Here is a 24,182-nt window from a genome sequence, read left to right as displayed (position 1 = left end):
TGGAGGTGTTGTATTTGTGGTTATTGTTGTTGTCAAAAAACAACCAATAAAGTGTAACCAAAAGGTAAATATTGTGTGATGAATACGTATGCAATAGGAAGTTGCTGGGGAGAGCAGCGATCACAACCCTTTTTTATTCGTGATGTAATCGCAACATAGAGGGATTTATAGGGTAATAACAACGCGAACAGCTAAGGCAATAAAGATCACCCCTAGCAATTTTTCGAGCCATGGATTTGTCTTGGTAAAACCAAAACGCTTTTTTGATATTTCGGTTAACAGTGCAACAAGTAGATACCAGCCCGTATCAAGCACAAATACCGTTAAACACATGATTAAACCAACTTGCAAAGTCAGGTTCTCAGGGTCAATAAATTGCGAAAACAACGCTAAAAAGAACACCGCAAGTTTTGGGTTTAAAAAGGCAATAGCAAAGCCATCTTGCAGCGCGCTGCGAGGGCTCGGCTTAGTCTGCTCAACATTCAGTGTTTGCGAGCTGGGTTTAGCTAACAGAATACGAATACCCAAATATGCGAGATAGGCTGCACCACCATAGACCAGCACTTGATAAAGCGTTGGTAACTGAGTCATAAGCGCACCTAAACCTAGTAACGAGGCACATGCATAAAAGCCAACCCCAATACCGTGGCTCAACGCCGCTAACATGCCGTTCTTCATACCGCCATGTAAACTGTGTTTTAAAACCACTGCTAAACTCGGCCCCGGCGACATTGCCCCCATCACGCAAATTAAAACTAAACTCAACCACTCAGTTAGTGTCATTATTCGTTATTCTCAATTAGTAATAAAACGGATGTTATCTGACCATAAACACCAGTGGCAGTGGTGATTGTTTTCACTTGCCAGCCAGCTTGACCTAATTCGAACACCCGTTGATTTAATGCATCAATATCGATACCGCCGAAAAAGCGCTTCTTTTTAAACTCAACTACTTTTTGCATGTTAGTCCATCAGTTGGTATTCAAAGTCATAATGATGAATACCCGATTCAATTCGAATTGCCATTTTACCAGAAAGACCTTCAAGCTCTCCTGCGCCAGAGTCAGGCACCACTTCTAAAATCAATCGATCAGTCCCCTTATCCATAGTGCCAAAATGTTGCAGCACAAAACTGCCTTGCTTACCTTCTAAGCTACCGACGACCTGTTCAATCGCTACATAACCTGCACTGCCCTGAGTTGCAGTCATGGCACTGAGCATTTCGCCTTGGCTTGTTGCCTCTAATGGACCTGAAAACTGTTTATCAATCGACATGCGTCCTAAATTTACGCCATCTTTACCTGTGGCATAGCCACCAATTGGGTTTAATTTTACGGTGAATTGACCACTGATCGTTGTAAATTCCATACTAATCCCTTAATAACTGTTGATTTTTAGAGCATTGATAACCATATCTATACCCTATTCACCAACAAGAATCTAGCATGTCTAACAATAAAGAAAAGGCCGCATTTAGTAGCCTGTTACCGATTTTAGCTTTTATAAAACCCTACAAATGGGTGGTGTTTGCAGCCCTTGGCGCCTTGTTGCTTACGGCCGGTGTTAACTTATCACTCGGACAAGGCGTTAAATTTGTTATCGACCATGGCTTTATTGCAGGCTCGCAAGCTCAGCTTCAACAAGCGGTGATGGTGTTGATTGGTTTAATAAGCTTATTGGCTGTAGGTACTTTTTGTCGCTTTTATTTAATGTCGTGGATTGGTGAGCGAGTCAGTAACGATATCCGTAAAGCCGTGTTTGATCGCATCGTTACATTACACCCAAGCTACTTTGAAGAAAACCGCAGCGGCGAACTGATGTCGCGACTAACCACCGATACCACCTTGTTGCAATCTATCATTGGTTCCTCTTTTTCGATGGCATTACGCAGTAGCTTAATGCTGATTGGTGGCTTGGCTATGCTACTTATAACCAACCTAAAGCTAACCCTTGTGGTTGTTGCCTGCGTGCCAGTGGTATTACTGCCGATGATGATTTTTGGCCGAAAAGTAAGAAAACTGGCAAGCTCAAGCCAAGATGCCATTGCCGATATCAGCACCTATGCCGGTGAGATCATTCAAAATATCAAAGTCGTGCAAAGTTATAGTCATGAAGAGCGTGAAAAAGCAGCATTTAGCGAAGAAACCAACAAAGCATTTCAAGTAGCGAAGAGCCGAATCAAACAGCGCTCGTTTTTGATTGCAGCGGTTATATTTTTGACCTTTAGTGCCATTAGCGTGATGCTGTGGGTCGGTGGCAGCGACGTATTAGCTGGCACCATGACAGGTGGTGAGCTAGGTGCTTTTGTGTTTTATGCGATTATGGTGGCGATGTCTGTAGCAACCGTTGCCGAAGTGTATGGTGAGCTGCAAAGAGCAGCAGGTGCAGCTGCACGATTATTAGAGCTACTCGCCGTTGAAAGCATGATCAAAAGTCCAGATACAAATCATGATGCACAACTTGAGGAAAATAAGCTTAATCACCCTGCTATTCAGTTTAATGATGTGTCTTTTCATTACCCTTCAAGGCCAGATAAAGCCGCTTTAAATGCGCTAAATTTACAAGTAAAACAAGGGCAAACTGTTGCCATCGTTGGCCCATCAGGGGCTGGTAAAACAACATTGTTTGAGTTACTGCAGCGCTTTTACGACCCTAGCTATGGGAGTATTTCGCTAGCAGGAATAAACATTAAAGCACTATCTCTTGATTGCTTGCGCCAGCAAATGGGGATGGTGGCACAAAACCCAATTTTATTTAGCTCAGACGTAATGCATAACATTCGCTATGGCAACCCAAGCGCCAGCGACGAGCAAGTATATGCTGCGGCTAAATATGCCCATGCCGATGAGTTTATTAAGCAACTCCCTGATGGTTACCACAGCTTTTTAGGGGAGCAAGGTGTTAGGCTCTCAGGTGGGCAAAAACAACGTATAGTACTAGCGCGCGCAATATTAAAAGACCCTGCCATTTTATTGCTTGATGAAGCAACCAGTGCACTCGACGCACAAAGTGAGTTTCATGTACAAGCTGCCCTTGAGCATCTAATGAAAGACAGAACAACACTGATTATTGCCCATCGTTTAGCCACAGTTAAACACGCCGATGTGATTGTCGTGATGGATAAAGGAGAAATTATTGCAACGGGTACGCATCAGCAATTGTTTGAGACTAACCCATTGTATAAACAATTGTGCGAATTACAGTTTAATCGAGATTAAGAAGGGAAATGTCAGGTTTGAAAGGGCATATCAAACCTGACCACAAATCTAGATATAAAATCTAACCTTGTGTATTCGGTACGATCTGAATTTCTACGCGGCGGTTTAAAGCTCGACCATTTGCTGAGTCATTGCTCGCCACAGGACGTGTTTCACCATAGCCTCGCGTGCTGATACGCGCAGACATAATCTGATGATTAACTAAGTAATCTTTTACGCTTTGCGCACGTTGTTGAGATAACGTCATGTTGTAGCTATCTTTACCTGTGCTGTCGGTATGACCTTCAACGCTTAAGTAGGTTTTTTCGTATTTGTTCATTACCTTAGCAATCGCATCTAGGGTGCTATGAAAGCCAGACGAAATATAAGATTGGTCAGTTGCAAAGGTAATATTTGATGGCATCACTAAACGAATATTGTCGCCTTCACGAACCACTTCAACACCTGAACCTGCTAGTTCATCGCGAAATGCTTCTTCTTGCTTATCCATATAATCGCCAACGGCTGCACCTGCTAATGCACCAATAGCCGCACCAATGAAGATACGTTTATCGTCGTGGTCGCCAGTTGCTTTACCTAGTACTGCACCTGTAGCAGCACCAATCGCAGCGCCTTTACCTGTATTCGTTGTCTCACAACCTGTTAATAGAACGGCTAATACGCCCACTGTTAAAACTGATTTTGTAAAAGTCATGTGTCTCTCCATGGCAATTATTCGAATTGAATTGTTAACAATTATGAATGAACGTCTATGAACAAACTATGAAGAATGGGTTACTTATCGATTGCTACAGCAGTAACTGGAGGTAAGTTATAACTTTTGACCAATTCTGTTAAACGGCCATTGAGGACTAACGTATTGAGGCGGTCTTGAATTTTTTCGGCTAAACCCGAGCTTGCAAACTGCTTACTAAGGGCAATGTGACCATAAATAACATCTTTATAGCGATAAGGCATTTTTACAATTTCTTGTGAAGGTCGCTGCAAAAATACTGAGGCGTGATCAGCAGTGGTTTCAACAGCAATTACCAGTTCAACACGGTCTTTTAGTAACATGTCAAACGCATTATGTTCGCTTAAGGCTTCGACTTTGGTGAGTGTTTTATCATTATCGAAACGAGGAAAGTGCGCAGCACCTCGCATTACCGCAATACGCTTACCGACTAGGTCTTGATAATTGTTTATTTTAAGCTCGCTATCGGCTCTGGCATAAAACACAAAAGAAGATGACAGCATCATGTATGGTGGAGTAAGAAACTGCATTTTTTGCTCACGCGCTTCTGTGCGAATAAGCCCGCCCATTACATCTAGCTCATTTTGCTCGAGCATTTTTAAACAACGAGAAAACGGGCAAGCGACATACTCAAGCTTGATAGGCAAGGTACGCTGTATTTCACGCATAATATCCACTATTGCGCCACTGACTCTACCATCTTCAGAGACCATGCCATAAGGAGGCGCATGATCAACAGCCACCACAACTTTCTCAAAAGAGGTTGCAAATGCAAAGCTGCTGCATAGTAATAACAATAAACTGATAATATAGCGTTTCATAGTGATACTCATAACTACGTTCACTCGTTCTCTATATTGTAGACGGCCTTGTGTCATAAAAACCACAAAAATGTCATACAATTTTGTCATAATAGAAACAATCACCCTGTAACGGTAAAAGTAATGTTATTTATCATCTTTAAACAATTCTTTTTATTAGGCTGTATGAGCTTTGGTGGTCCTGCGGCACATCTTGGTTATTTCAAGCGCCACTTTGTTGATAATTTAAAATGGCTCACTGCTGAGCGCTATGCACAATTGATTAGCCTAAGCCAAGCATTACCAGGCCCTGGTTCAAGCCAAGTTAGCTTTGCCATGGGGGTTGAAAAAGGAGGAGTACTGGGAGGCCTGTGTGCATTTGTTGGCTTTACCCTGCCCTCATTTTTAATTATGTTCTTTTTGGCTCTTAGCGCTCACCAGTTTGGTGATATTTACTTTGCGGTCATTGCTGGGCTTAAACTCTTTGCTGTGGTGATTGTTGCCGATGCGACCTACAGCATGGCAATGAGCTTTTGCAAAAACCAATTACACAAGCTTATCGCGGTATTGAGCACGATTGCACTGATTGTTTTCTCACAGTTATCGAGTCAAATTTTAGTACTGATTGCGGCTGCGGCCATAGGTTGGTTTTATCCTCAGCTTAAACTGCCAGAGAACCAAGAACATAAACCTGTGAAAATTGCTTGGTTACCGCTTTGTTTATTTACCGTCTTGTTACTAATTAGCTTTTTGCCTTTAGGCGAAGGGTTTTCTTTGTTTGCCCCATTTTACCAAACTGGCGCTATGGTCTTTGGTGGCGGCCACGTTGTGTTACCTATTTTACAAGCTGGCGTGCCGAGCCTTGAAACCGAGCAGTTTTTATCTGCTTATGCCAGTGCTCAGGCCATACCTGGACCGATGTTCACTATCGCCACATACCTAGGCGCACAAGTGTCGCCAAATACGCCACTTTTAGGTGCGATTGTTGCGACCATCATGATTTTCTTGCCGGGCTTTTTATTGATGTTAGCCTTTATGAAAAGCTGGCTACAGCTGGCTGATAAGCCTCGCTTTGCGGGCAGTATTGCAGCGCTAAATGCCGCTGTTGTGGGCTTTTTAGCTGCCGCCGTTTATTCACCTATTTGGCAATCGGCAGTGCAAAACCTGTGGCAAGTAGCTTTAGTCATTGTGGCATTTACGTGGCTAAGAATGGCAAAGCCACCTATTTGGTGGCTATTGTTAGGTTTTATTGCACTGAGCGTGCTAGTTAGTCAGTTTTAAGTTTTTTCGCGCACAGGGTTAGCGACCTTGATACTTGGTTTTAGCCCTGTTTGAGCTTCGCTTGTACTTAACTGCCCAGTAACACTTTGATATGGCCTGAGTCCAAAGATTGGCAACACAGCAAGCAGGTGATCCATGATCTCTGCTTGCAAGTGCTCGTATGAAATCCAGCGCTTATCTTCACTAAAGCAGTAAAACTCAATAGGTAAGCCGTGATTCATCGGTTGTAGCTCACGCACCATTAAGGTCAAATCACGATTAATTTTTTCATGTTGTTTTAAGTAACCTTCAGCATAACGACGAAACAAACCAAGGTTTGTCACCGGATCGGGCAAGCTTGAAACGCGAATATAGTCGTTAAGTGGAATAGCAGCATCAATTTGCTCTCGAAACGCATCATCAACCAAACGAATACTGTTCATATCAATGTTTAAAGCACGCTTGATACGACGACCACCCGACTCTTGCATGCCACGCCAGTTTTTAAATGACCCAGCAACCAGCATATAAGTCGGAATCGTTGTGATAGTGTTATCCCAGTTACGTACTTTTACCGTATTTAAGCCAAGGTCGATAACCTCGCCATCCGCGCCATAGCTATCCACTTGGATCCAGTCACCATAAGTCACTAATCGGTTAGCTGCAATTTGAATACTGGCGACAAATCCCAAAATGGTATCTTTAAATACGAGTAAGGTCACCGCCGCTATCGCACCAAAGCCAGACAAAATATAAGTTGGCGACTTCTCTAGCAAAATACTCACAATGAGAATGGCGCAAACCATAAAAGTGATAAGTTTTACAACTTGGATCAAACCCTGAATCGGAATATCACGGGCAAAATCAAGTTGGTTATAAATGCCACCAGCAATGCTCACCACACTACTTAAAATGAAGCCACCATAAATGATCAATGCCACTTGGCCTACGGTTTTCAAAACCAACGCAGCAACATCATGAACTGGGTAAACATAATCAAAGGTTGCCAAATACAGTACACAGCACAATATACCCGCAAAACGACGATTCAGTTTATTGAGCATTGGAGTAAGCGCACCAATGCGCTCTGGAGACAGGCGTGTAACAACCTTTTGAATACCCGGCAGCAGCAGTCGACGGGTAAACATATAAATTAATAGTAATGAGCCAACGCCAATCGCTGTAGCCGTTAATGCACTTAACAGCGCCGCATCTGGCATTGATTCAAACCAAGGCATCACCAGCTCTTGCAGGTGAGTTTGCTTCATGGTGCTTCAACCTCTTTATTGATGTTGGCAAGGTACTCAGCTTGTTGGGCTTGATGATAAGTTAGTAGCTGAGCGTCTTTTTGCAACCATAACTCATTAATATGTTGTTGAAAAGCCGTTCTAAATGCGCGGTCATGCTGATAATCACCAATCATCTCTGCACTAATTGCTTGTACGTGCATTTCAACTTTGATCACATTAAGGCGGCCACGCATCAGGTTACGGCAAATATGATCGCCCTCGCCTTGGTAAATAATCGAGGTATTTAATAATGCATCAAACTGTTCGCCTAACACCTCAAGGGCAAATGCAATACCGCCCGCTTTAGGTTTTAAAAGATAAGTAAACGGACTATTTTGCTTTTTGTGTTTTTGGCACGTAAAGCGCGTGCCTTCAACAAAGTTAATTATCGTTGTTGGGTGATTACGAAAGTCGCGGCAACTGCGCTTAGTACGCTCTACATCGAGTCCTTTCAGCTTAGGATTTTTTGTCAGCTGCGCTTTGCTAACACGTTTCATAAAAGGCATGCCCATGGCCCACGCGCCGGTACCAATGAATGGCACATACTTCAGCTCATCTTTTAAAAAGAACTTTGGCGCGGGTAAAACATCAATCGCACTTAGAACAACAATGTCTAGCCAACTCATATGATTAGAGATAAGTAAGTACCAACCATCTGTACTGACTTTGCCTTTAATATCAATATCGATTGTCGGGCAACCTAACCACAAAGCTAAGCGGTTACCTTTACACCAACCGCGATAAGCCACATGAAGAATGTCGCTAACCACTTTAAATGGCAGTATTAATTTAAGCACACCAAACAGCAGCACAAGCGTGCCCCAAATGATTACATTAGCAAACAAGACAATGCTAACTAGAACGCCTGTTAACCAATTTGGTAAAAATTTCTTTAACATAAGTGTGCTCTCGACTGCGTTAGCAATACTACTGCGTTTTTGCTTCTAACTCGGCTAGCTGCTGGTTTTTTTCATTCCAAATGCGGTTTAATTCAGCTTGAAAGTTAACTCTAAACTCAGCATCACCGGTATAATCACCGATTAAATTAGGGCTTACTTCCATCACTTCTACTCGCACTTCGACTTCTTTTACACGACCACTGGCAAAGTCTACAAAGCTAGGAATACCACCAGGGTAATGAATAGTGACATTGACCACTTTGGAAATTTGCTCACCCATTGCTTGCATAACAAACGCAACACCACCCGCTTTTGGCTTTAATAAGTGCTCAAAAGGACTATTTTGGCGCGAGTGCTTTTGCGGTGTAAAACGCGTACCTTCAACAAAGTTAACGATACTTACTGGCATTTCTTTGAATTTTTCACAAGCTTTGCGCGTTGTTTCTAAGTCTTTACCACGCAATTTAGGGTTTTTCTTTAACTGCGCTTTACTCGTGCGAGTCATAAATGGGAAATCCAATGCCCACCAAGCAAGACCTAAAAAAGGAACGTAGATAAGCTCTTTTTTCAAGAAAAAGTTTAAAAACGGTATGCGGCGATTAAACACGCGTTGCATTACAACGATATCTACCCAGCTTTGATGATTTGCGATCACCAAGTACCAGTCTTTCGCTTTTAGTTGCTCAAGACCTGTCACGTTTAGCTTATATGAAGCAAATATGTTTTGATTGATGCTGTTGCAACTCACCCACATAGTGGCGCATTGCTTAGCTATCCAACTCATTGCTTTTTGTAGAGGTTTAATTGGGATCAGTTTAATCACGCCACAAATAAAGATGGGCACAAACCAAAAAAGTGTATTGAGGGTGTAAAATATAAAACTGAACACACAACGGATCATGGACATTACTACTTATTCCTTTAATGCTTAATCTTCAAAATACGTATAGCCAGCAAGGCCTGCATTTAGTTCTGACAAATATTGTGCCTTAGATTGCTCATCAATTGCCAGTGAGTTAACCCGTTTTGCAAAGTTTTCAGCAAGAATGTCGCTATCATAATCAACAAACTTTAATACGTCCTTAACGCTATCACCTTTAATTGCGTTAGTCAGCTGGTAACCCGCTTCAGTAAGCTCAACATGCACTGAATCTGTGTCGCCAAATAGGTTATGTAAATCACCTAAAATTTCTTGATACGCGCCCACTAAGAACATGGCAATGTGGTATTGCTGACCTTGCTTGTACTCAGGAATAGGTAAACTACTCTCAATACCTGTACCTTCAACATAGTTACGAATCTGTCCATCAGAATCACAGGTAATGTCTTGAATAATAGCGCGTTGCGTTAATGGCTGATGAAGGTTTTCTACTGGCATCACAGGGAAAAGTTGCTGAATCCCCCAGACATCAGGCAGTGATTGGAATAATGAGAAATTAACGAATAGCTTATCGGCCAGCTTTTCGTTTAAATCATCTAACACTTCACGGTGGGCACGGGCATTTTCGCTGAGAGATGCACGAACGCGGTGTAAAATGGTGAAATACAGCTGCTCGAGCTTCGCCCATTCAAGCATAGTGAGTAGGCCATGCACATATTGGTCATGGGCTTCACTAAATAGATGCATTGCATCATGATAAATTTCTAGTGCCATACGTGGTGTTAAACGCTGTAAGCACTGCCACATTTCATCTAACACTAATACGCTGTCAGCCTCAGGCGCCGTTGGATTCGCATGGTTAGGTGCACGCTCAACATCAATAACATCTGTAATTAATACTGCGTGGTGCGCAGTTAACGCACGGCCAGATTCAGTAATAATGGCAGGGTGCTTAAGATCATGTTGTTGGCACACTTCAGCAAATGCATTCACTACATTACGTGCATACTCTTCAACACTGTAGTTCATCGAACACGAACTACGTGAACCAGACCCTTCATAGTCAACACCTAAACCGCCACCAACATCAACTGTATTAAGTGGCACGCCTAACTGTGTTAACTCTGCAAAATGGCGGGCACATTCACGCAGTGCTCGATGAATATCACGGATATTGGCTATTTGAGAGCCGATATGAAAATGCACAAGTTGCATTAAATGGAGTTTATTACGTGACTTAAGTAGCTCAACCGCAGAAAGTACTTGGCCTGCAGTTAAGCCAAATTTGCCTTTTTCACCACCGGTGTTTTGCCATTTACCTTTACCTACCGAGTTTAAGCGAATGCGAATACCGATTGATGGCTCAATACCTAAGTCATCAATTTCAGCCAATAAGGTAGTTAGTTCAGACAGTTTTTCTACAACAATATGAACCTTATGGCCCATGCCTTGACCGATACAGGCTAAACGTAAAAACTCACTGTCTTTGTAGCCATTACAAACAATGGTAATTGGCTCTTGTGCTACACCTAAAATCGCCATAAGCTCAGGCTTTGAGCCGGCTTCAAGGCCGACTAAACCACTTGGATGGGCAAGTAGTTTACTAACCACAGAGCGCTGCTGATTAACCTTGATTGGGTAAACACAGGTATAACTACCTTGGTATTCACGGGCATTACAGGCTTTGGTAAAAGCACTCGTTAGGGTATCAACACGATTTTGTAAAATGTCGGTAAAGCGTACTAGTACAGGTAAAGTAAGACCTTGCTTTTTGAATTGCTCGGTTAGTTCAGATAAAGACACCGCAGCTTTTGTTTGATCGCCATCAGGGTAAGCCACCAGCTCACCTTGCGCGTTAATGTCAAAGTAACCGTCACTCCAATGAGCAACATTGTATGTATCGCGTGCTTTGTCTAAACCCCAAGTCATGGCAATGTCTTCTGTAATTTCATTAAATATAAACGCACATTTTAATACGCTAGGGCTGACCACGCTAACAAAAATTGCGCTATATGCCAAAGTGATAAAAAATATTCGCTATACTGATTAAAATTTGATTGAGCAATTGGTCAAGCACTGGCAAAATTGCCCCCCTTTTTTACCATTAACCAAAAGTGTATAAGCAAGATGGCTAATTTAGATCAAAACAACTGGTTCACTGAAATTAGTGACCGTGATGGTAGTGCCTTTTCATTACGCATTACTAAAAAGCTTGATGAACAGCAATCGCCATTTCAAAAAGTAGAAATGTACGAAACAACTGACTTCGGTAATCTGATGATTATTGACGGTTGTACTATGGTAAGTAGCCGTGAAAACTTTTTTTATCACGAGATGATCAGCCATCCGGCATTGCTTGCACACCCAAATCCAAAAAATGTTGTGATCATTGGTGGTGGTGACTGCGGTACTTTACGCGAAGTTTTAAAACACCCAGGTGTTGAGAGCGTAACGCAAATTGATATCGACGAAGTCGTGACACAAATGTCACTTAAATACTTCCCTGAGCTGTGTGAATCAAACCAAGATCCTCGCGCAACAGTGATGTTTGACGACGGCATCAAGTACATGCGTGAAGCAGCGCCAGAATCAATCGATGTAGTAATTGTTGATGGTACAGATCCAGTTGGTCCGGGCGAAGGTTTATTCAACCACGCTTTCTATACTAGCTGTTTAACTGCACTTCGCCCAGGTGGCATCTTAATTCAGCAAAGTGAATCACCACTTATGCATATGCCACTACTAGTAGAAATGCGTGATGCAATGACAGAAGTGGGTTTTGTTGACCTACAAACGCTGCCTTTCCCACAGCCAATTTACCCAAGCGGTTTATGGTCAGTAACCCTTGCTCGTAAGTCAGAAGCATTCGCAGGGTTTCGTGAAGATGATGCAAATACACTGGCGCAAAGCACAGAGTACTATAATGCAGGTATTCACCACGGCGCATTAGCGACACCAAATTATATGAAACGTGCTTTTGAGAAAAAGTAAGCGTTTTAGTTAGATGTAAAAAAGGGCTCATTGAGCCCTTTTTTGTTGACTTATGATTAGACTTTAAATCGATTCACTAAATGATTGAGCTCATCAGTGAGTTGGTTCATACGATTAGCCACTTCTTGTGTTGAACTTGCTAAGCCGCCCCCTTGTTGGGTTTGGTCATTTAGGTCTGATAAATTTTGACTAATTTCATCTGCTACAGCAGTTTGCTCTTCAGTCGCTTGCGCTGTCTGCATCGCCATATCATTGACCTTAACTGATGACTCTTGCATTGAGTTAAGCACATCATTGGTTTGTGTGAATGACTCAACCGCTTCATCGGCATAGCGCTTACCACTGTTAATAGCTTGCAGTGACTGCTCAACGCTTGTAGCAAACTGCTCCACCATAGTTTGAATGTCATTAGTACTCTCTTGCGTGCGAGTTGCAAGGGTACGAACCTCATCAGCTACTACCGCAAAACCTCGCCCTTGTTCTCCGGCACGGGCCGCTTCAATTGCGGCATTCAGTGCAAGTAGGTTAGTTTGCTCGGCAATAGCACGAATAACTTCAAGTACTTTAGCAATGTTGTCTGAGCTTTGTTGCAGCTCAGTTGAACGCTGGCTGGCATGCTCCATGTTGTCTGATAGCGCAATAATTTTACGGCTTGAATTATCAACCGCAGCTAAACCTTGTTTAGCTAGCTGCTGTGAATTATCAGCTTCATGAGATGAGTTTTGCGCCACATTAGCTACTTCGCGACTTGCTACACTCATTTCATGTACAGCACTGACTATCGACTCAGAAGCTTGGCTAAGCTTTTGGTTAACTTGATGGTTTTGATTAGCAAAGTTATCTAAGTCGTTACCTAGATTATGTAGCTCTTTCGCTTGCTCTAAAATATCTTTGATTAACTGCTGCAGATTATCTAAAAAACGATTAAATGCGGTTGCTAACTCAGCAAACTCATCTTGCGTTTTAACATTGATACGACCTGTTAAATCACCATCTCCAGAGGCTATCTCGTTAATCCGCTCTGTGACAAAGTTAATTTGTTTTGTAAGCTGACGCGGCACAAAATAACTAAACCAACCAGCAACAGCTAAAACCACTGCAATCATCACCATAAGCATCACTTTAAAGCCTATTACTTTATCCATCAGCTTTTCTGTTTCTGCTTGAGAGGTTTTGTCTGCCGCTTCTCCGGCTTTATCTAAAATATCACGTAGTGCTGAAAAGCTTTGCTCAGACGCTTGTTTTTGTGAAGCATTTGCTGGGTTATTAATATGAGCTGTTGATGCTGCATACCAAGCGTTAAATGCGCTATCAAAGTTACGAAACTGAGCTGTCACCTCAGAGTATGGCGACATATAAGATAAATATTGCTTGAAACGGTCTTTAACCTGTTCGGCATTTTCTTGATGATCATTAAGTTGGCCTTTATCCCCTTTCATTAGGGTAACGAGTTGCAGCTCTGCGACTTTAGCTTGGTATAGGTCTCGGTCAGCATTAACAACCACAGAGACAGCATTTAAGAAGCGTTCTGACTGTGCATCAATCGCTTCTTTTTGAAGGTTAATTAGATAGGTATAGCCAGCAATTAAAATGACGATAGCAATGCCGAGTAGCACAATAGGCAAAGAACTTTTGACGCGAATGCTTTGTAACTTCATACATTATCCTAATTTAAATTCTAATCAGCACGTTCATTAGAATGTTAGTAGAAAAACTGAAAAAGTGTATGAAATTAAAAGTGCCAACTCGCTGAAAGTTGCAATTGCTGCTGCGAGTTATGCTCATTAAATCCCATACCGGGTCTATTTTGAGCGTCACTGCTCAGCACTGAATATTCAGCACCTACTTGCCACTTGGTCGACAGTTGATAACGCCAACTTGCGGTTAAAGCTTCTCCACGACTTTGGTTAGGATCAAATTGCCAATCATCATGATCGCTAACCTTAAAATAATCATACCTAATTGTGAGACGATGCTGGTCCAACTTGTGACTTAATAGAACAAAATGACTATAAAAATCATTGTCTACCCCACGATTTGTACCCATCGCTGTTTTACCATCAAGGATCTGTACAATAATGCGGGTTTGCTTATTAAACTTATACAACCATGCCGCACTTAAAAAACGTGTATCCCACGCATATTGACCAGTACGGGTATTCAACGCACCTGGATCGCCATTGTTGTCATAATAATAAACACGTAATTGCGATTTTTTTTGATAATCCCAGTGTGCACCGACGTAATAACCAAAGCGCCCATCTACTTCTTCGAAGGGTTCCACATGCTCTGCTTGCTTATCTAACTGCGTCCATTCAAAAGAATGAGGAATAGCAAAATCGATTTGTTCGTTAAAGGTGGTTTGCCTGTCATGCATAGCGAACCCTCGCCATGACAAGAGTGTTCCAGCTGGATCGTTACCTTTAAAAACCGCAGCAAAGCCTTCAAAACTATGGTTACTTCTAAATTTCCTACCTGGGCGCTTGATGTTTGCCTCTAAACCAAAGGCCCGCACCTCTTCGCCAATCCAGCTATTAATCGCAGAATTAGTGTAGTTATAAGGTGACATCCAACCACTTTGTGGGTTTTCAAGTGACATTTTTGGATAAAAGCCACCGGCTTTAACAGCCCATTTGTAACGACTTGCAGTGAGCGGTTGATATTGTAAATAAGCCTGAGTAAAACCGACTGTTAGTTCAGGATCAGGATGGGCGTTAAGCACTGTATGCGCAGACCAATCACTCGTTAACTCAAAACGACTACTCAGCATAGCTTGGGATATCACAACACCATCATGCTCTTGGTCATAACGGTATAAGCCAATTCCTTTGCGCTGATAGCTCGCTAGTTGGTCACCACGCACAGCCGAAACAGTTACCAGCCCATCATGCTCAGCAAATGCCACTGCGGGCAACCCAAAAACACTCGCCAGTGCTAAAGCTTGCCATTTATTCATAATCATCAAACTCGTCACTGCTTAATTCTAGTTTTGGTAATAAGGCTTGTTTTAGCTGGTAGCTCAATGACTTTGCATTGTTAGTCATATCGATGGTTTCTGGTGTGCTGATATCATTAAAGCGGTCATGCCAAACAGCCAAAGTAAACTTACCTTCTGGTAAGCTTAACTCAACCATACCTTGCTCATCTGTTTGCCCATAAATCCCACCATCGACAACCACAATGTAACCCAGCATCCAGTCATGAATGTTACAGCCAAGCTCAACAACCCCCGATTGTGCAAAGTTAATCGGTTTTTCTGGTTTATCGTGGTAAAGCTTTAACTCAAATTGCTTTGTTTTAGAAAATGAATAAACGTGGTGCATGATTGAATCAAGGTTAGGAAACTCAACATTAGCCCCTTGTGGCACTGCCAACACATGAGGCACAAAGGCACGTTTTTTTTGGCTCATAGTGTAATGACTATCAATAGATGTAAGTTGTTTTGAGCCTTTAAGCCAAACCACTGCATTTTTGACAGGTTGATTCTGCTTATCAACTATCTGTATTTGCTGTGCCAATAAACATTGACTAAACAATAGTAGTAGCAACAGGGTTATTCTTGTCATTTTGCTAAACCTTTTTAGGTGCTGGGCTGGATATCGCCGCGTTCACTTTGTTGAATACGTATGCAGATCTCTCGTATTAACCAGCAAGTCACTTTATGCTTTAAGGATATATGTGAATACATGACAACAATCCATAACCATAAGCCGCCAAGGAACAACAATGCGATTAACTGCCTTAATGTTAGCAGCCTTTTCAGGTACTTGCCTAGCACAAACCACAACCGTCAGTTCACCTGATGGGCAGATCAAAGTAACTATCTCAGATGAGCAACACACACCTAGCTACGAAATCAGCTTTGCCGGTAAACAAGTCATTGCTAACTCTTCGTTAGGCCTTGTTTTTAAACAACAACCAGCAATGAGTGAAGGTTATAAAATTAGCAGCCAAACCACTGATTCGGTAAAAAGCAGCTGGGAGCAACCTTGGGGTGAACGCCAAACTGTGGTTGATAACCATAACGAAGTCGCTGTTACCTTTAAAAAACCACAACCACAAGGTGGCACATTTACGGTACGTTTTCGTGCTTTTAATGATGGTGTCGGCTTTCGATACGAATTACCAAAACAAGCTGGCTATGATGCTGTAGAAATCACTAAAGAGCTTACAGAGTTTGCTATTACAGATTCATCAGATGCAACAGCTTGGTGGATCCCCGCTCGTGGTTGGAACCGTTATGAATATGTTTATAACACCACCCCACTTCATAAAGCGGCACTTGTACACACACCATTTACTATAAAAAATAAAGAGGGTGTGCATATCAGTATTCACGAAGCCGCCCTTATTGATTATGCAGGCATGGTTTTAAATCAACGTCGTGATGGTACTTTCCAAGCAGATTTAACACCTTGGTCAGACGGTGTCGCGGTTAAAAAGCACGGCGCATTTAATACTCCTTGGCGTACAATTCAAATTGGTGATGAAGCCGTTGATTTAATCAACTCAGATATCATCTTAAACCTAAACGAACCAAATAAACTGGGTGATGTATCTTGGGTTAAACCAGGTAAATACGTAGGTATTTGGTGGGGGATGCACATCAATGAAAATACTTGGGGTAGCGGTAAAATTCATGGTGCAACCACTGCAAACACTAAATATTACATGGACTTCGCTGCTAAATATGGCTTCGATGGCGTGTTAGTTGAAGGCTGGAATATTGGCTGGGATGGCGACTGGTTCTATAACGGTGATGTTTTTAGCTTCACACAACCTTACGACGACTTTGATATTGAAGAGCTGACACGTTACGGCAAAGAAAAAGGCGTACAATTAATTGGTCACCACGAAACTTCAGGCAACGTGACTAACTACCGTAACCAAATGGAAGATGCATTTGCGTTATACGAAAAATCAAATGTAAGCCAAGTTAAAACTGGTTATGTTGCTGACGGTGGTAACATCAAGCGTATCGATGAAAACGGCATTGTACGCAAAGAGTGGCACGATGGTCAGTTCATGGTTAATGAATACCTACACAACGTAAAACTTGCTGCAAAACATAAAATTAGTATCAACACACATGAGCCAGTGAAAGATACCGGCCTACGTCGTACATACCCGAACTGGATTGCTCGTGAAGGTGCCCGTGGTCAAGAGTTTAACGCATGGGGTACACCGCCGAACCCACCAGAGCATATTCCAATGCTAGCTTTCACCCGTATGCTTGCAGGCCCAATGGACTTTACGCCAGGTATTTTTGATATGGGCTTTAACGGTTTAGGTGCTGATACCAACCGCCCACAAACAACCCTAGCGAAGCAATTAGCGCTATACGTTGTAATGTACAGCCCAATTCAAATGGCCGCAGATTTACCACGTAATTATTTAGCGAAGCCAGATGCATTCCAGTTTATTCAGGATGTACCAACTGATTGGCAACAAAGTATTGCACTACAAGGTGAAGTTGGCGATTTCGTTGTATTTGCGCGTAAAGAACGCAAGCGTGATCAATACTCAGGTAACGACTGGTATCTAGGTGCTGTTACAGACGAAAAAGCTCGCACTTTAGAAGTGAAGTTAGACTTCTTAGATAAAGGTAAAAAGTTTGAAGCGCAAATCTACCGTGACGGTGACAAAGCTGAATGGGTAAATAACCCTTACGACTTAAAAGTAGAAAAACGCATAGTGACTGCTGATGATAAGCTAACGTTAAAGCTTGCCACCAGCGGCGGCACAGCGATTCGATTTAAAGCGATGTAAGCTGCTAGTTGCTAGTTGCTAGTTGCTAGTTGCTAGTTGCTAGTTGCTAGTTGCTAAAAAATTATGAAAAGCGCGGCATTTGATGTCGCGTTTTTTTATTGCCATAAAAAAGCAGCCCACTCGGGCTGCTTGAAACTTATAGCTTAAGGCTTAAAGCTAAATACTTTTAAAAAGGCAAATAGATTTGTGCGCTGAGGCCTCCCTCTGGGCGATTAAGTAGTTGTACTCGGCCGCCGTGCATATCGACAATACGTTTAATTATCGCAAGGCCTAAGCCACTGCCTTCGCTACCGCGAGCGGCATCACCTTGTTTAAACGGTTCAAATACAGTTTCAAGTTCGCTTTCTGGGATCCCCGGGCCGTGATCGTTAACCACGACCATGGCAAACTTTTTATTACTGCTCACGCGGGTTTCAACCTCTATATCACCATCTGAATAGCGAATTGCGTTTTCAATCATATTAGTAACAACACGCTTTATTGCTACCATACTCACTGGCACTTCGCTTAAGCTTGGATTCTCTTTAAAGGTAATAGTGCGGTGATGTTTTTGTTCTGCTTCGACAACTTCTGAAACAATCGCGTTTAAGTCTTCTAGCTCAAGTTCTTCACGTTTGTGATGGCGTAAATATTCAATGAATTGGTCAATAATGGCATTCATGTCTTCAATATCATGAATGATCCCTTCACGCAGGTAATCTTCATCGTCCGACATCATTTCGGTGGCAAGGCGAATACGTGTAAGCGGCGTACGTAGGTCATGGGAAACACCTGCCATTAATAACCGACGGTCATTCTCAAGAGCTGCAATACCACGCGACATTTGATTAAACGCACGGGTTACTTCAATAACTTCAGTAGAGCCTTGTTCTTCTAATTTGGTAGAAAAGTCACCCACCCCTACTTTCACAGCTGCTTGTTGCAATGCTTTTAAAGGTCTATTTAGATGACGGGCAAACAACCACCCACCGAGTACACTTAAAAAGCCAATACTCGATAAATAAAAGGTTAAGAACTTTAAGTTGTTTTCTTGCAGGCCGGTGAGCGGCACACGCACCCAATAACCCGGTGCTTGCGGTGCTTCAACCCAATAAACAAGTGGATCGGTTTGGCTAATACGTACTCGAGCAGAGCCATTGAGCTCTTTCGACATACTGCGCGAAAGCATCGAGTACTCACGAGTTTCAGCCAACCCTTCACTCATCGCTTGGCGCTGGGTCATCACTTCGATGCCGGTGATCTCAAAAAACTTATCTGAGGCTTCTTTGCTTACCTCAACCCCTTCTTCCCATTCGATAAACACGGTTTTCACCTGTTTAGATAGGATCAGGTTTACTTGTTCTATAGTTGGTTTAACAACATAAAAACTAACCGTGATATAAGAGACAATTTGATTGATTAACAGCAGGGCTGCAACCAAAAATACCGTTTGTCCAAACGCACTACGTGGAAACATGCCCATTACTGTTATTTTTCACCGTCTGGCACAAATACGTAGCCTAAGCCCCATACTGTTTGTATATAACGAGGATTAGCAGCATCCACTTCAATCATACGGCGTAAGCGTGAAACCTGAACATCGATACTGCGCTCAAGCGCACTGTAATCTCGGCCACGCGCTAAGTTCATCAGTTTATCGCGACTAAGCGGTTCACGTGGATGAGTCACTAACGCTTTTAATACCGCAAACTCACCACTGGTTAACGACATTGTTTTATCACCATGGCTCATTTCGCGGGTCGCAAGGTTTAGCGTGAAGTCGCCAAAGCTAATTTCGTTTTCTTCGGCAGCAGGCGCACCAGGCACTTCTTTAGCACGACGACGTAAAATTGCTTTAATACGCGCTAACAGTTCACGTGGGTTGAATGGTTTAGGAATGTAATCATCAGCACCAAGCTCTAAACCGATTATACGGTCAACTTCATCGCCTTTGGCTGTAAGCATTACAATTGGAATGTCATTTTCTTTTTGGCGTAAACGACGGCAAATTGATAACCCATCTTCACCTGGTAACATTAAATCTAATACAATCAAGTGGAAGTTCTCGCGCTCTAATAAGCGATCCATCTGCTCTGAATTTGCTGCTGAGCGAACAATAAAGCCTTGTTCTACAAGGTAACGCTCTAGCAAACTACGTAAGCGCATATCGTCATCAACAACCAATACTTTTGTCGTTTCGTGTCCCATAACTTTCATTCTTTTTGTAATATGTTACTTATTAATATAAATGAAAAAGTTAAGAATAAAAAACGAATTACGCGCTTAGATTGTTACTGAACATTTCAAAATCCCACTCGACAAAGGTAAAAGACTTTTATACCTTGCGGCTGGTTTTCTTTTTAGGCTGAATAAAATGGCAAAGACAAATTTAATAACCCGAGAAGGGTATCAGCAATTACAACAAGAACATGATTATTTATGGCATGAAAAACGTCCTGAAATTACCAAAATTGTTACTTGGGCAGCAAGCTTAGGCGACCGTTCAGAAAACGCAGATTATCAATTTAATAAGCGAGTTTTACGACAGATAGATCGCCGTGTACGCTATCTTCGTAAACGCATGCCAGATCTTAAAATTGTTGACTACAACCCACAGCAAGCGGGAAAAGTGTTTTTTGGTGCTTGGGTCGAAATTGAGAATGAGCAAGGCGAAACAAAGCGCTTTCGTATTGTCGGCCCCGACGAAATTTACGAGCGCAAAGATTACATTTCGATTGATGCACCTATGGCTCGAGCGCTACTTGGCAAACAGGTTGATGATGATTTTTCGGTGAACACGCCTGAAGGCGCAAAAGAATGGTATATCAACGAGATAACTTATCCGGATGCGAAATAATTTTTGCCAGAAAATTCAGAAAGCGTTAATTAGTGATTGTTTAGTCTAAAAATGTGATCTATAACTAAAGGTACTCAAGATAAATCATTACTTGAGTTTTAGAAGGTAGTAAGTATGTCAAACGCAATACAACGCATAATGAGTAATGCCATTGTATTCGCACTATTAATTAGTGTGAGTTTGATATCTTACGCCAGTGATATAGAAAGCCATTCAGACAGTGTTACGCCAACCGCTCACTTTATTGCGTGTGATAGTGCAGACCCTGCCAACTTAGATACCGACCTCGATAAACATACTCCTGCGTTCATTGCTAATGTAGCCCAACCACTGCCAGATGCACGTGTGGTTTCGTATGTTCACCCTTGTAATAAGGTGTCTGTTTATAGCGCGCACCAGCGAGGGCCACCTGCTTTTTAATTAACTCAAATTTTCTATTTCAGTTTTATTAAAATGTATGGTGACCAAAATGAATAATTTCAAAGAATTACGTCTTCAAGATATCTCTAATGGCGCATTATCTAATGCAGTGAATGAAGTTGAGCCAACACTAGATCTCACTTCTTCAGCTTTAAAAGTACTTAATAGCTTTACTAAAAAAGACCCTTTACGTGCACATTACGGCACCACTATTGTTGATGCTTTAAAGCAAACAAATAGCTGTTGCTCAGATTTTATTTTAGTGGTTGATAGCGAAGATAAACTACTCGGCATCACCTCTAGTGCTGATCTGCAAAGCTCAAAAATTATGATCCTTGCACAGCGCTTGAACTTACACCGTGACGAAATTACCTTACACGATGTAATGACGCCACTTAGCAGCTTAGCTGGTGTGAGCCTGCAAAGCATCAGCTACGCAAGTATTGGCGATGCACTGCAAACCATGGAACACCAAGGTATGATGTTCTTATTAGTAACCAGTGCTAAACAAGAAATATGTGGTTTGATTTCAGCTCGAGAGATCGCTAAAAAATTACATATCCCTGTTAATATCAACCCAATTGCTAATGGCTTTAGCGAAGTATTACAGCAGGTTGATCACCCGCACTAAGCGTTAAAATCTGCGTTGTATAAGACTATTTTTGCAGGCCTTAAAAGCAGTGCTTTTAAGGCCTTCTTATTGTGATATTATTCAGGCAATTAATCTTCAGTTTTACTGATTTTCTATTTTTAAAAAGGTTTATGCATGAGCAATATCTCTGCACGCTTAGCAACCGAGCTAAGTGCCCAGCAACCACAGGTTGTTGCTGCAATCAAATTACTTGATGAAGGTGCCACAGTTCCTTTTATCGCCCGTTATCGTAAAGAAGTAACTGGTGGCTTAGATGACACGCAACTACGTTTACTTGAACAGCGCTTATCGTATTTACGTGAATTAGAAGAGCGCCGTAGCTTTATCCTTAATACTATTGAAGAGCAAGGCAAACTAACAGCCGAGCTAAGTGCTGATATTAATAACGCTGACAGTAAAACTGAGCTTGAAGATTTATATCTGCCTTTCAAACCTAAGCGTCGTACAAAAGGGCAAATTGCCATTGAAGCGGGTATTGAGCCGCTTGCCGATGCGCTATTTAACAACCCAAGCCTCGACCCAGAACAACAAGCAGGTGACTACATTAATGCTGATGCAGGCTTTGCAGATAATAAAACGGTGCTAGATGGCGCTAAATTTATCTTAATGGAACGCTTTGCTGAAGACGCAAAATTGCTAGCTAAATTCCGTAGTCATATCGCACAACATGGTCAGATTGAAAGTACTGTAATTGCTGGCCAAGAAAATGAAGGCGTAAAGTACCGCGACTACTTTGAGCATCAAGAACCGCTTAAAAAAGTACCATCACACCGTGCACTTGCTATGCTGCGTGCTCGTAATGAAGGCGTATTACAACTTAGTATCAACCCTGAGCCAAGCGCAGAAAACCCGGCGCAAGTGTGTGCACAAATGATTGCCGATCATTATCGCTTAGATGTTAGCAATTCTGCTGCAAGCAGTTGGTTAATGGGCGTAGTGCAATGGGCATGGAAAATTAAGTTAAGCCTTCACCTTGAGAATGAATTTTTAGGTGCAATGCGCGAAAAAGCAGAAACCGGCGCAATTGACGTTTTTGCTAAGAACTTAAAAGATTTATTAATGGCCGCACCTGCAGGTCCACGCACCACGTTAGGTCTGGATCCTGGTTTACGTACTGGTTGTAAAATTGCTGTCGTAGATAGCACAGGCAAGCTGTTAACAACACAAACGATTTTCCCGCACGCACCACAAAATCATTGGGATAAATCGCTTCGTACTCTTGAGCAATTATGCCGCCAGCATAAAGTTGAGCTAATCGCTATTGGTAATGGTACCGCTTCACGTGAATCTGACAAATTAGTAGCAGAACTGATTAAAGCCAACACTGAGCTTAAACTTAATAAAGTGATGGTTAGTGAAGCAGGCGCTTCTGTTTATTCAGCATCTGAGTTTGCCGCTAATGAATTCCCTAACCTTGATGTTTCACTACGTGGTGCTGTGTCTATTGCACGCCGCTTACAAGATCCACTTGCTGAGCTGGTAAAAATTGAGCCTAAATCAATCGGTGTAGGTCAATATCAGCACGATGTATCGCAAAGCCAACTTGGTCAAACGCTAACATCAGTGGTTGAAGACTGTGTAAACTCAGTAGGTGTAGACCTAAATATGGCGTCAGTGCCACTACTTACTCGCGTATCTGGCTTAAACAAAACGTTAGCACAAAACATTGTTAGCTACCGTGATGCGAATGGCTCATTTAGCAAACGCTCTGAACTTAAAAAAGTTGAACGTTTAGGGCCTAAAGCCTTTGAACAAGCTGCCGGTTTCTTACGTATCAGCACAGGCTCAGATCCTCTTGATAACTCGTCAGTTCACCCTGAAGCCTACCCGGTTGTTAAGCGTATCTGCGAGAAGAACAGCTTAGATGTAAACAGCCTAATTGGTAACTCTGACATCCTAAATAAGCTCGTTGCAAACGACTACACAGACGAAAAATTTGGTTTACCAACGGTTACCGACATTATCAAAGAACTTGATAAACCGGGTCGTGACCCGCGTCCTGAGTTTAAAACAGCTGAATTTAAAGCCGGTGTTGAAACCATTAACGACCTAAAACCAGGTATGATTTTAGAAGGTGTAGTGTCTAACGTTGCTAACTTTGGTGCCTTCGTTGATGTGGGCGTACACCAAGATGGTTTAGTGCATATTTCTGCTATTACTAACAAGTTTATTTCTGACCCACGTGAAGTGGTTAAAGCTGGCGATATTGTAAAAGTAAAAGTAGTTGAAGTAGATGCTGCGCGTAAACGTATTAGCTTTACCATGCGTTTAGACGATGATGTTGATACTAGCAATAAAGCTGCACCCGCTAGCAAACCTAAGCCAGCTGCGAAAGCGAAAAGCGCACCTAAGCAAAAACGCGAATTTGGCAATGTTGCCATGGGTAATGCCTTTGCAGATGCATTTGCCAATGCAAAAGTGAAAAAATAATAGGC

At 42.2% G+C, this 24,182-nt stretch carries 22 protein-coding genes; 8 read left to right on the top strand and 14 right to left on the bottom strand.

Annotation, left to right across the window (positions count from 1 at the left end):
- Positions 1 to 165 precede the first annotated feature (165 nt).
- From WA256_RS09915 to WA256_RS09905, 3 genes are read right to left on the bottom strand one after another with little or no spacing between them, the layout of a single operon-like run.
- Positions 166 to 783, bottom strand: coding sequence for a LysE family translocator (locus WA256_RS09915; RefSeq protein ID WP_062564810.1), 618 nt, complete (start codon positions 781 to 783; stop codon positions 166 to 168).
- Complete coding sequence (locus WA256_RS09910; RefSeq protein WP_054554414.1) at positions 783 to 962, bottom strand: DUF4177 domain-containing protein; 180 nt, start codon at positions 960 to 962, stop codon at positions 783 to 785. The genes WA256_RS09915 and WA256_RS09910 overlap by 1 nt, the downstream gene beginning before the upstream one ends.
- 1 nt (position 963) lies before the next feature.
- Entirely contained in the window at positions 964 to 1,368 is a 405-nt protein-coding gene (locus WA256_RS09905; RefSeq protein ID WP_335990913.1) for a DUF3224 domain-containing protein, read from the bottom strand.
- A 77-nt stretch (positions 1,369 to 1,445) separates the two neighbouring features.
- On the opposite strand from WA256_RS09905, the gene WA256_RS09900 reads away from it, so the two are divergent.
- The gene (locus WA256_RS09900; protein ID WP_335990911.1) at positions 1,446 to 3,218 is read left to right on the top strand and encodes an ABC transporter transmembrane domain-containing protein; all 1,773 of its coding nucleotides are present in this window, start codon (positions 1,446 to 1,448) and stop codon (positions 3,216 to 3,218) included.
- Positions 3,219 to 3,279: 61 nt separating this feature from the next.
- On the opposite strand, the gene WA256_RS09895 is transcribed toward WA256_RS09900, so the two are convergent.
- Both WA256_RS09895 and WA256_RS09890 read right to left on the bottom strand, forming a co-directional pair.
- On the bottom strand, positions 3,280 to 3,912 hold the full coding sequence (locus tag WA256_RS09895) for an OmpA family protein (protein ID WP_054562840.1): 633 nt from the start codon (positions 3,910 to 3,912) through the stop codon (positions 3,280 to 3,282).
- An 80-nt stretch (positions 3,913 to 3,992) separates the two neighbouring features.
- Positions 3,993 to 4,862: a substrate-binding periplasmic protein gene (locus WA256_RS09890; RefSeq protein WP_335990908.1), complete on the bottom strand. Its 870-nt coding sequence runs from the start codon at positions 4,860 to 4,862 to the stop codon at positions 3,993 to 3,995.
- Positions 4,863 to 4,895: 33 nt separating this feature from the next.
- Here WA256_RS09890 and chrA point away from each other — a divergent pair, with 33 nt between their 5' ends.
- Positions 4,896 to 6,032, top strand: a complete 1,137-nt coding sequence (gene chrA, locus WA256_RS09885) for a chromate efflux transporter (protein WP_335990906.1) — start codon at positions 4,896 to 4,898, stop codon at positions 6,030 to 6,032.
- Here chrA and WA256_RS09880 read toward each other — a convergent pair.
- Genes WA256_RS09880 through speA form a run of 4 tightly spaced genes read right to left on the bottom strand, consistent with a single transcriptional unit; the run spans position 6,029 to position 11,008 of the window.
- Positions 6,029 to 7,279 carry a mechanosensitive ion channel family protein gene (locus WA256_RS09880; RefSeq protein WP_058586162.1) on the bottom strand — a complete coding sequence of 417 codons (1,251 nt, stop codon included), beginning with the start codon at positions 7,277 to 7,279 and terminating at the stop codon, positions 6,029 to 6,031. The genes chrA and WA256_RS09880 overlap by 4 nt on opposite strands.
- A complete protein-coding gene (locus tag WA256_RS09875; RefSeq protein ID WP_062564805.1) occupies positions 7,276 to 8,199 on the bottom strand; it encodes an acetyltransferase in 924 nt (307 codons plus the stop codon). Before WA256_RS09875 ends, WA256_RS09880 begins: the two co-directional genes overlap by 4 nt.
- Positions 8,200 to 8,227: 28 nt before the next feature.
- Positions 8,228 to 9,106, bottom strand: a complete 879-nt coding sequence (locus WA256_RS09870) for an acyltransferase (protein ID WP_055020517.1) — start codon at positions 9,104 to 9,106, stop codon at positions 8,228 to 8,230.
- A gap of 21 nt (positions 9,107 to 9,127) precedes the next feature.
- Positions 9,128 to 11,008 (bottom strand): biosynthetic arginine decarboxylase, encoded by a 1,881-nt coding sequence (gene speA / locus WA256_RS09865; protein WP_055198634.1) that lies wholly within the window; start codon positions 11,006 to 11,008, stop codon positions 9,128 to 9,130.
- A gap of 198 nt (positions 11,009 to 11,206) precedes the next feature.
- Between speA and speE the strand changes: the two genes are divergently transcribed.
- Entirely contained in the window at positions 11,207 to 12,070 is an 864-nt protein-coding gene (speE, locus tag WA256_RS09860) for a polyamine aminopropyltransferase (RefSeq protein WP_054562846.1), read from the top strand.
- 56 nt (positions 12,071 to 12,126) lie between these two features.
- Here the strand turns inward: speE and WA256_RS09855 are convergent, their stop codons facing one another.
- The 3 genes from WA256_RS09855 to WA256_RS09845 all read right to left on the bottom strand — a co-directional run bounded on the left by WA256_RS09855 (position 12,127) and on the right by WA256_RS09845 (position 15,636).
- Positions 12,127 to 13,728 (bottom strand): methyl-accepting chemotaxis protein, encoded by a 1,602-nt coding sequence (locus WA256_RS09855; RefSeq protein ID WP_335990900.1) that lies wholly within the window; start codon positions 13,726 to 13,728, stop codon positions 12,127 to 12,129.
- Between the two features lie 74 nt (positions 13,729 to 13,802).
- Positions 13,803 to 15,032: a hypothetical protein gene (locus tag WA256_RS09850; protein ID WP_063527418.1), complete on the bottom strand. Its 1,230-nt coding sequence runs from the start codon at positions 15,030 to 15,032 to the stop codon at positions 13,803 to 13,805.
- Positions 15,019 to 15,636: a methylamine utilization protein gene (locus WA256_RS09845; RefSeq protein WP_130167404.1), complete on the bottom strand. Its 618-nt coding sequence runs from the start codon at positions 15,634 to 15,636 to the stop codon at positions 15,019 to 15,021. The genes WA256_RS09850 and WA256_RS09845 overlap by 14 nt, the downstream gene beginning before the upstream one ends.
- A 160-nt stretch (positions 15,637 to 15,796) precedes the next feature.
- On the opposite strand from WA256_RS09845, the gene WA256_RS09840 reads away from it, so the two are divergent.
- Positions 15,797 to 17,839: a glycoside hydrolase family 97 protein gene (locus WA256_RS09840; protein ID WP_269407783.1), complete on the top strand. Its 2,043-nt coding sequence runs from the start codon at positions 15,797 to 15,799 to the stop codon at positions 17,837 to 17,839.
- A 166-nt stretch (positions 17,840 to 18,005) separates the two neighbouring features.
- Here WA256_RS09840 and envZ read toward each other — a convergent pair whose 3' ends face one another.
- Entirely contained in the window at positions 18,006 to 19,301 is a 1,296-nt protein-coding gene (envZ, locus tag WA256_RS09835) for a two-component system sensor histidine kinase EnvZ (RefSeq protein WP_054562852.1), read from the bottom strand.
- A gap of 5 nt (positions 19,302 to 19,306) precedes the next feature.
- Positions 19,307 to 20,026, bottom strand: coding sequence for an osmolarity response regulator transcription factor OmpR (ompR, locus tag WA256_RS09830; RefSeq protein ID WP_054554428.1), 720 nt, complete (start codon positions 20,024 to 20,026; stop codon positions 19,307 to 19,309).
- Positions 20,027 to 20,192: 166 nt separating this feature from the next.
- Here ompR and greB point away from each other — a divergent pair, with 166 nt between their 5' ends.
- From greB to WA256_RS09810, 4 genes are all read left to right on the top strand, one after another.
- Positions 20,193 to 20,675: a transcription elongation factor GreB gene (gene greB / locus WA256_RS09825; RefSeq protein ID WP_054562853.1), complete on the top strand. Its 483-nt coding sequence runs from the start codon at positions 20,193 to 20,195 to the stop codon at positions 20,673 to 20,675.
- A 114-nt stretch (positions 20,676 to 20,789) separates the two neighbouring features.
- A complete protein-coding gene (locus WA256_RS09820) occupies positions 20,790 to 21,095 on the top strand; it encodes a hypothetical protein (RefSeq protein WP_063528318.1) in 306 nt (101 codons plus the stop codon).
- A 49-nt stretch (positions 21,096 to 21,144) separates the two neighbouring features.
- The gene (locus WA256_RS09815) at positions 21,145 to 21,726 is read left to right on the top strand and encodes a CBS domain-containing protein (protein WP_058586152.1); all 582 of its coding nucleotides are present in this window, start codon (positions 21,145 to 21,147) and stop codon (positions 21,724 to 21,726) included.
- Between the two features lie 135 nt (positions 21,727 to 21,861).
- Positions 21,862 to 24,177 carry a Tex family protein gene (locus WA256_RS09810; protein WP_304636975.1) on the top strand — a complete coding sequence of 772 codons (2,316 nt, stop codon included), beginning with the start codon at positions 21,862 to 21,864 and terminating at the stop codon, positions 24,175 to 24,177.
- The last annotated feature ends 5 nt before the right edge of the window (positions 24,178 to 24,182 follow it).

This window comes from Pseudoalteromonas sp. CH_XMU1449-3 (genome assembly GCF_037027245.1).
GTDB lineage: Bacteria > Pseudomonadota > Gammaproteobacteria > Enterobacterales > Alteromonadaceae > Pseudoalteromonas > Pseudoalteromonas shioyasakiensis.
This window is presented reverse-complemented; position numbering and strand designations above follow the sequence as displayed.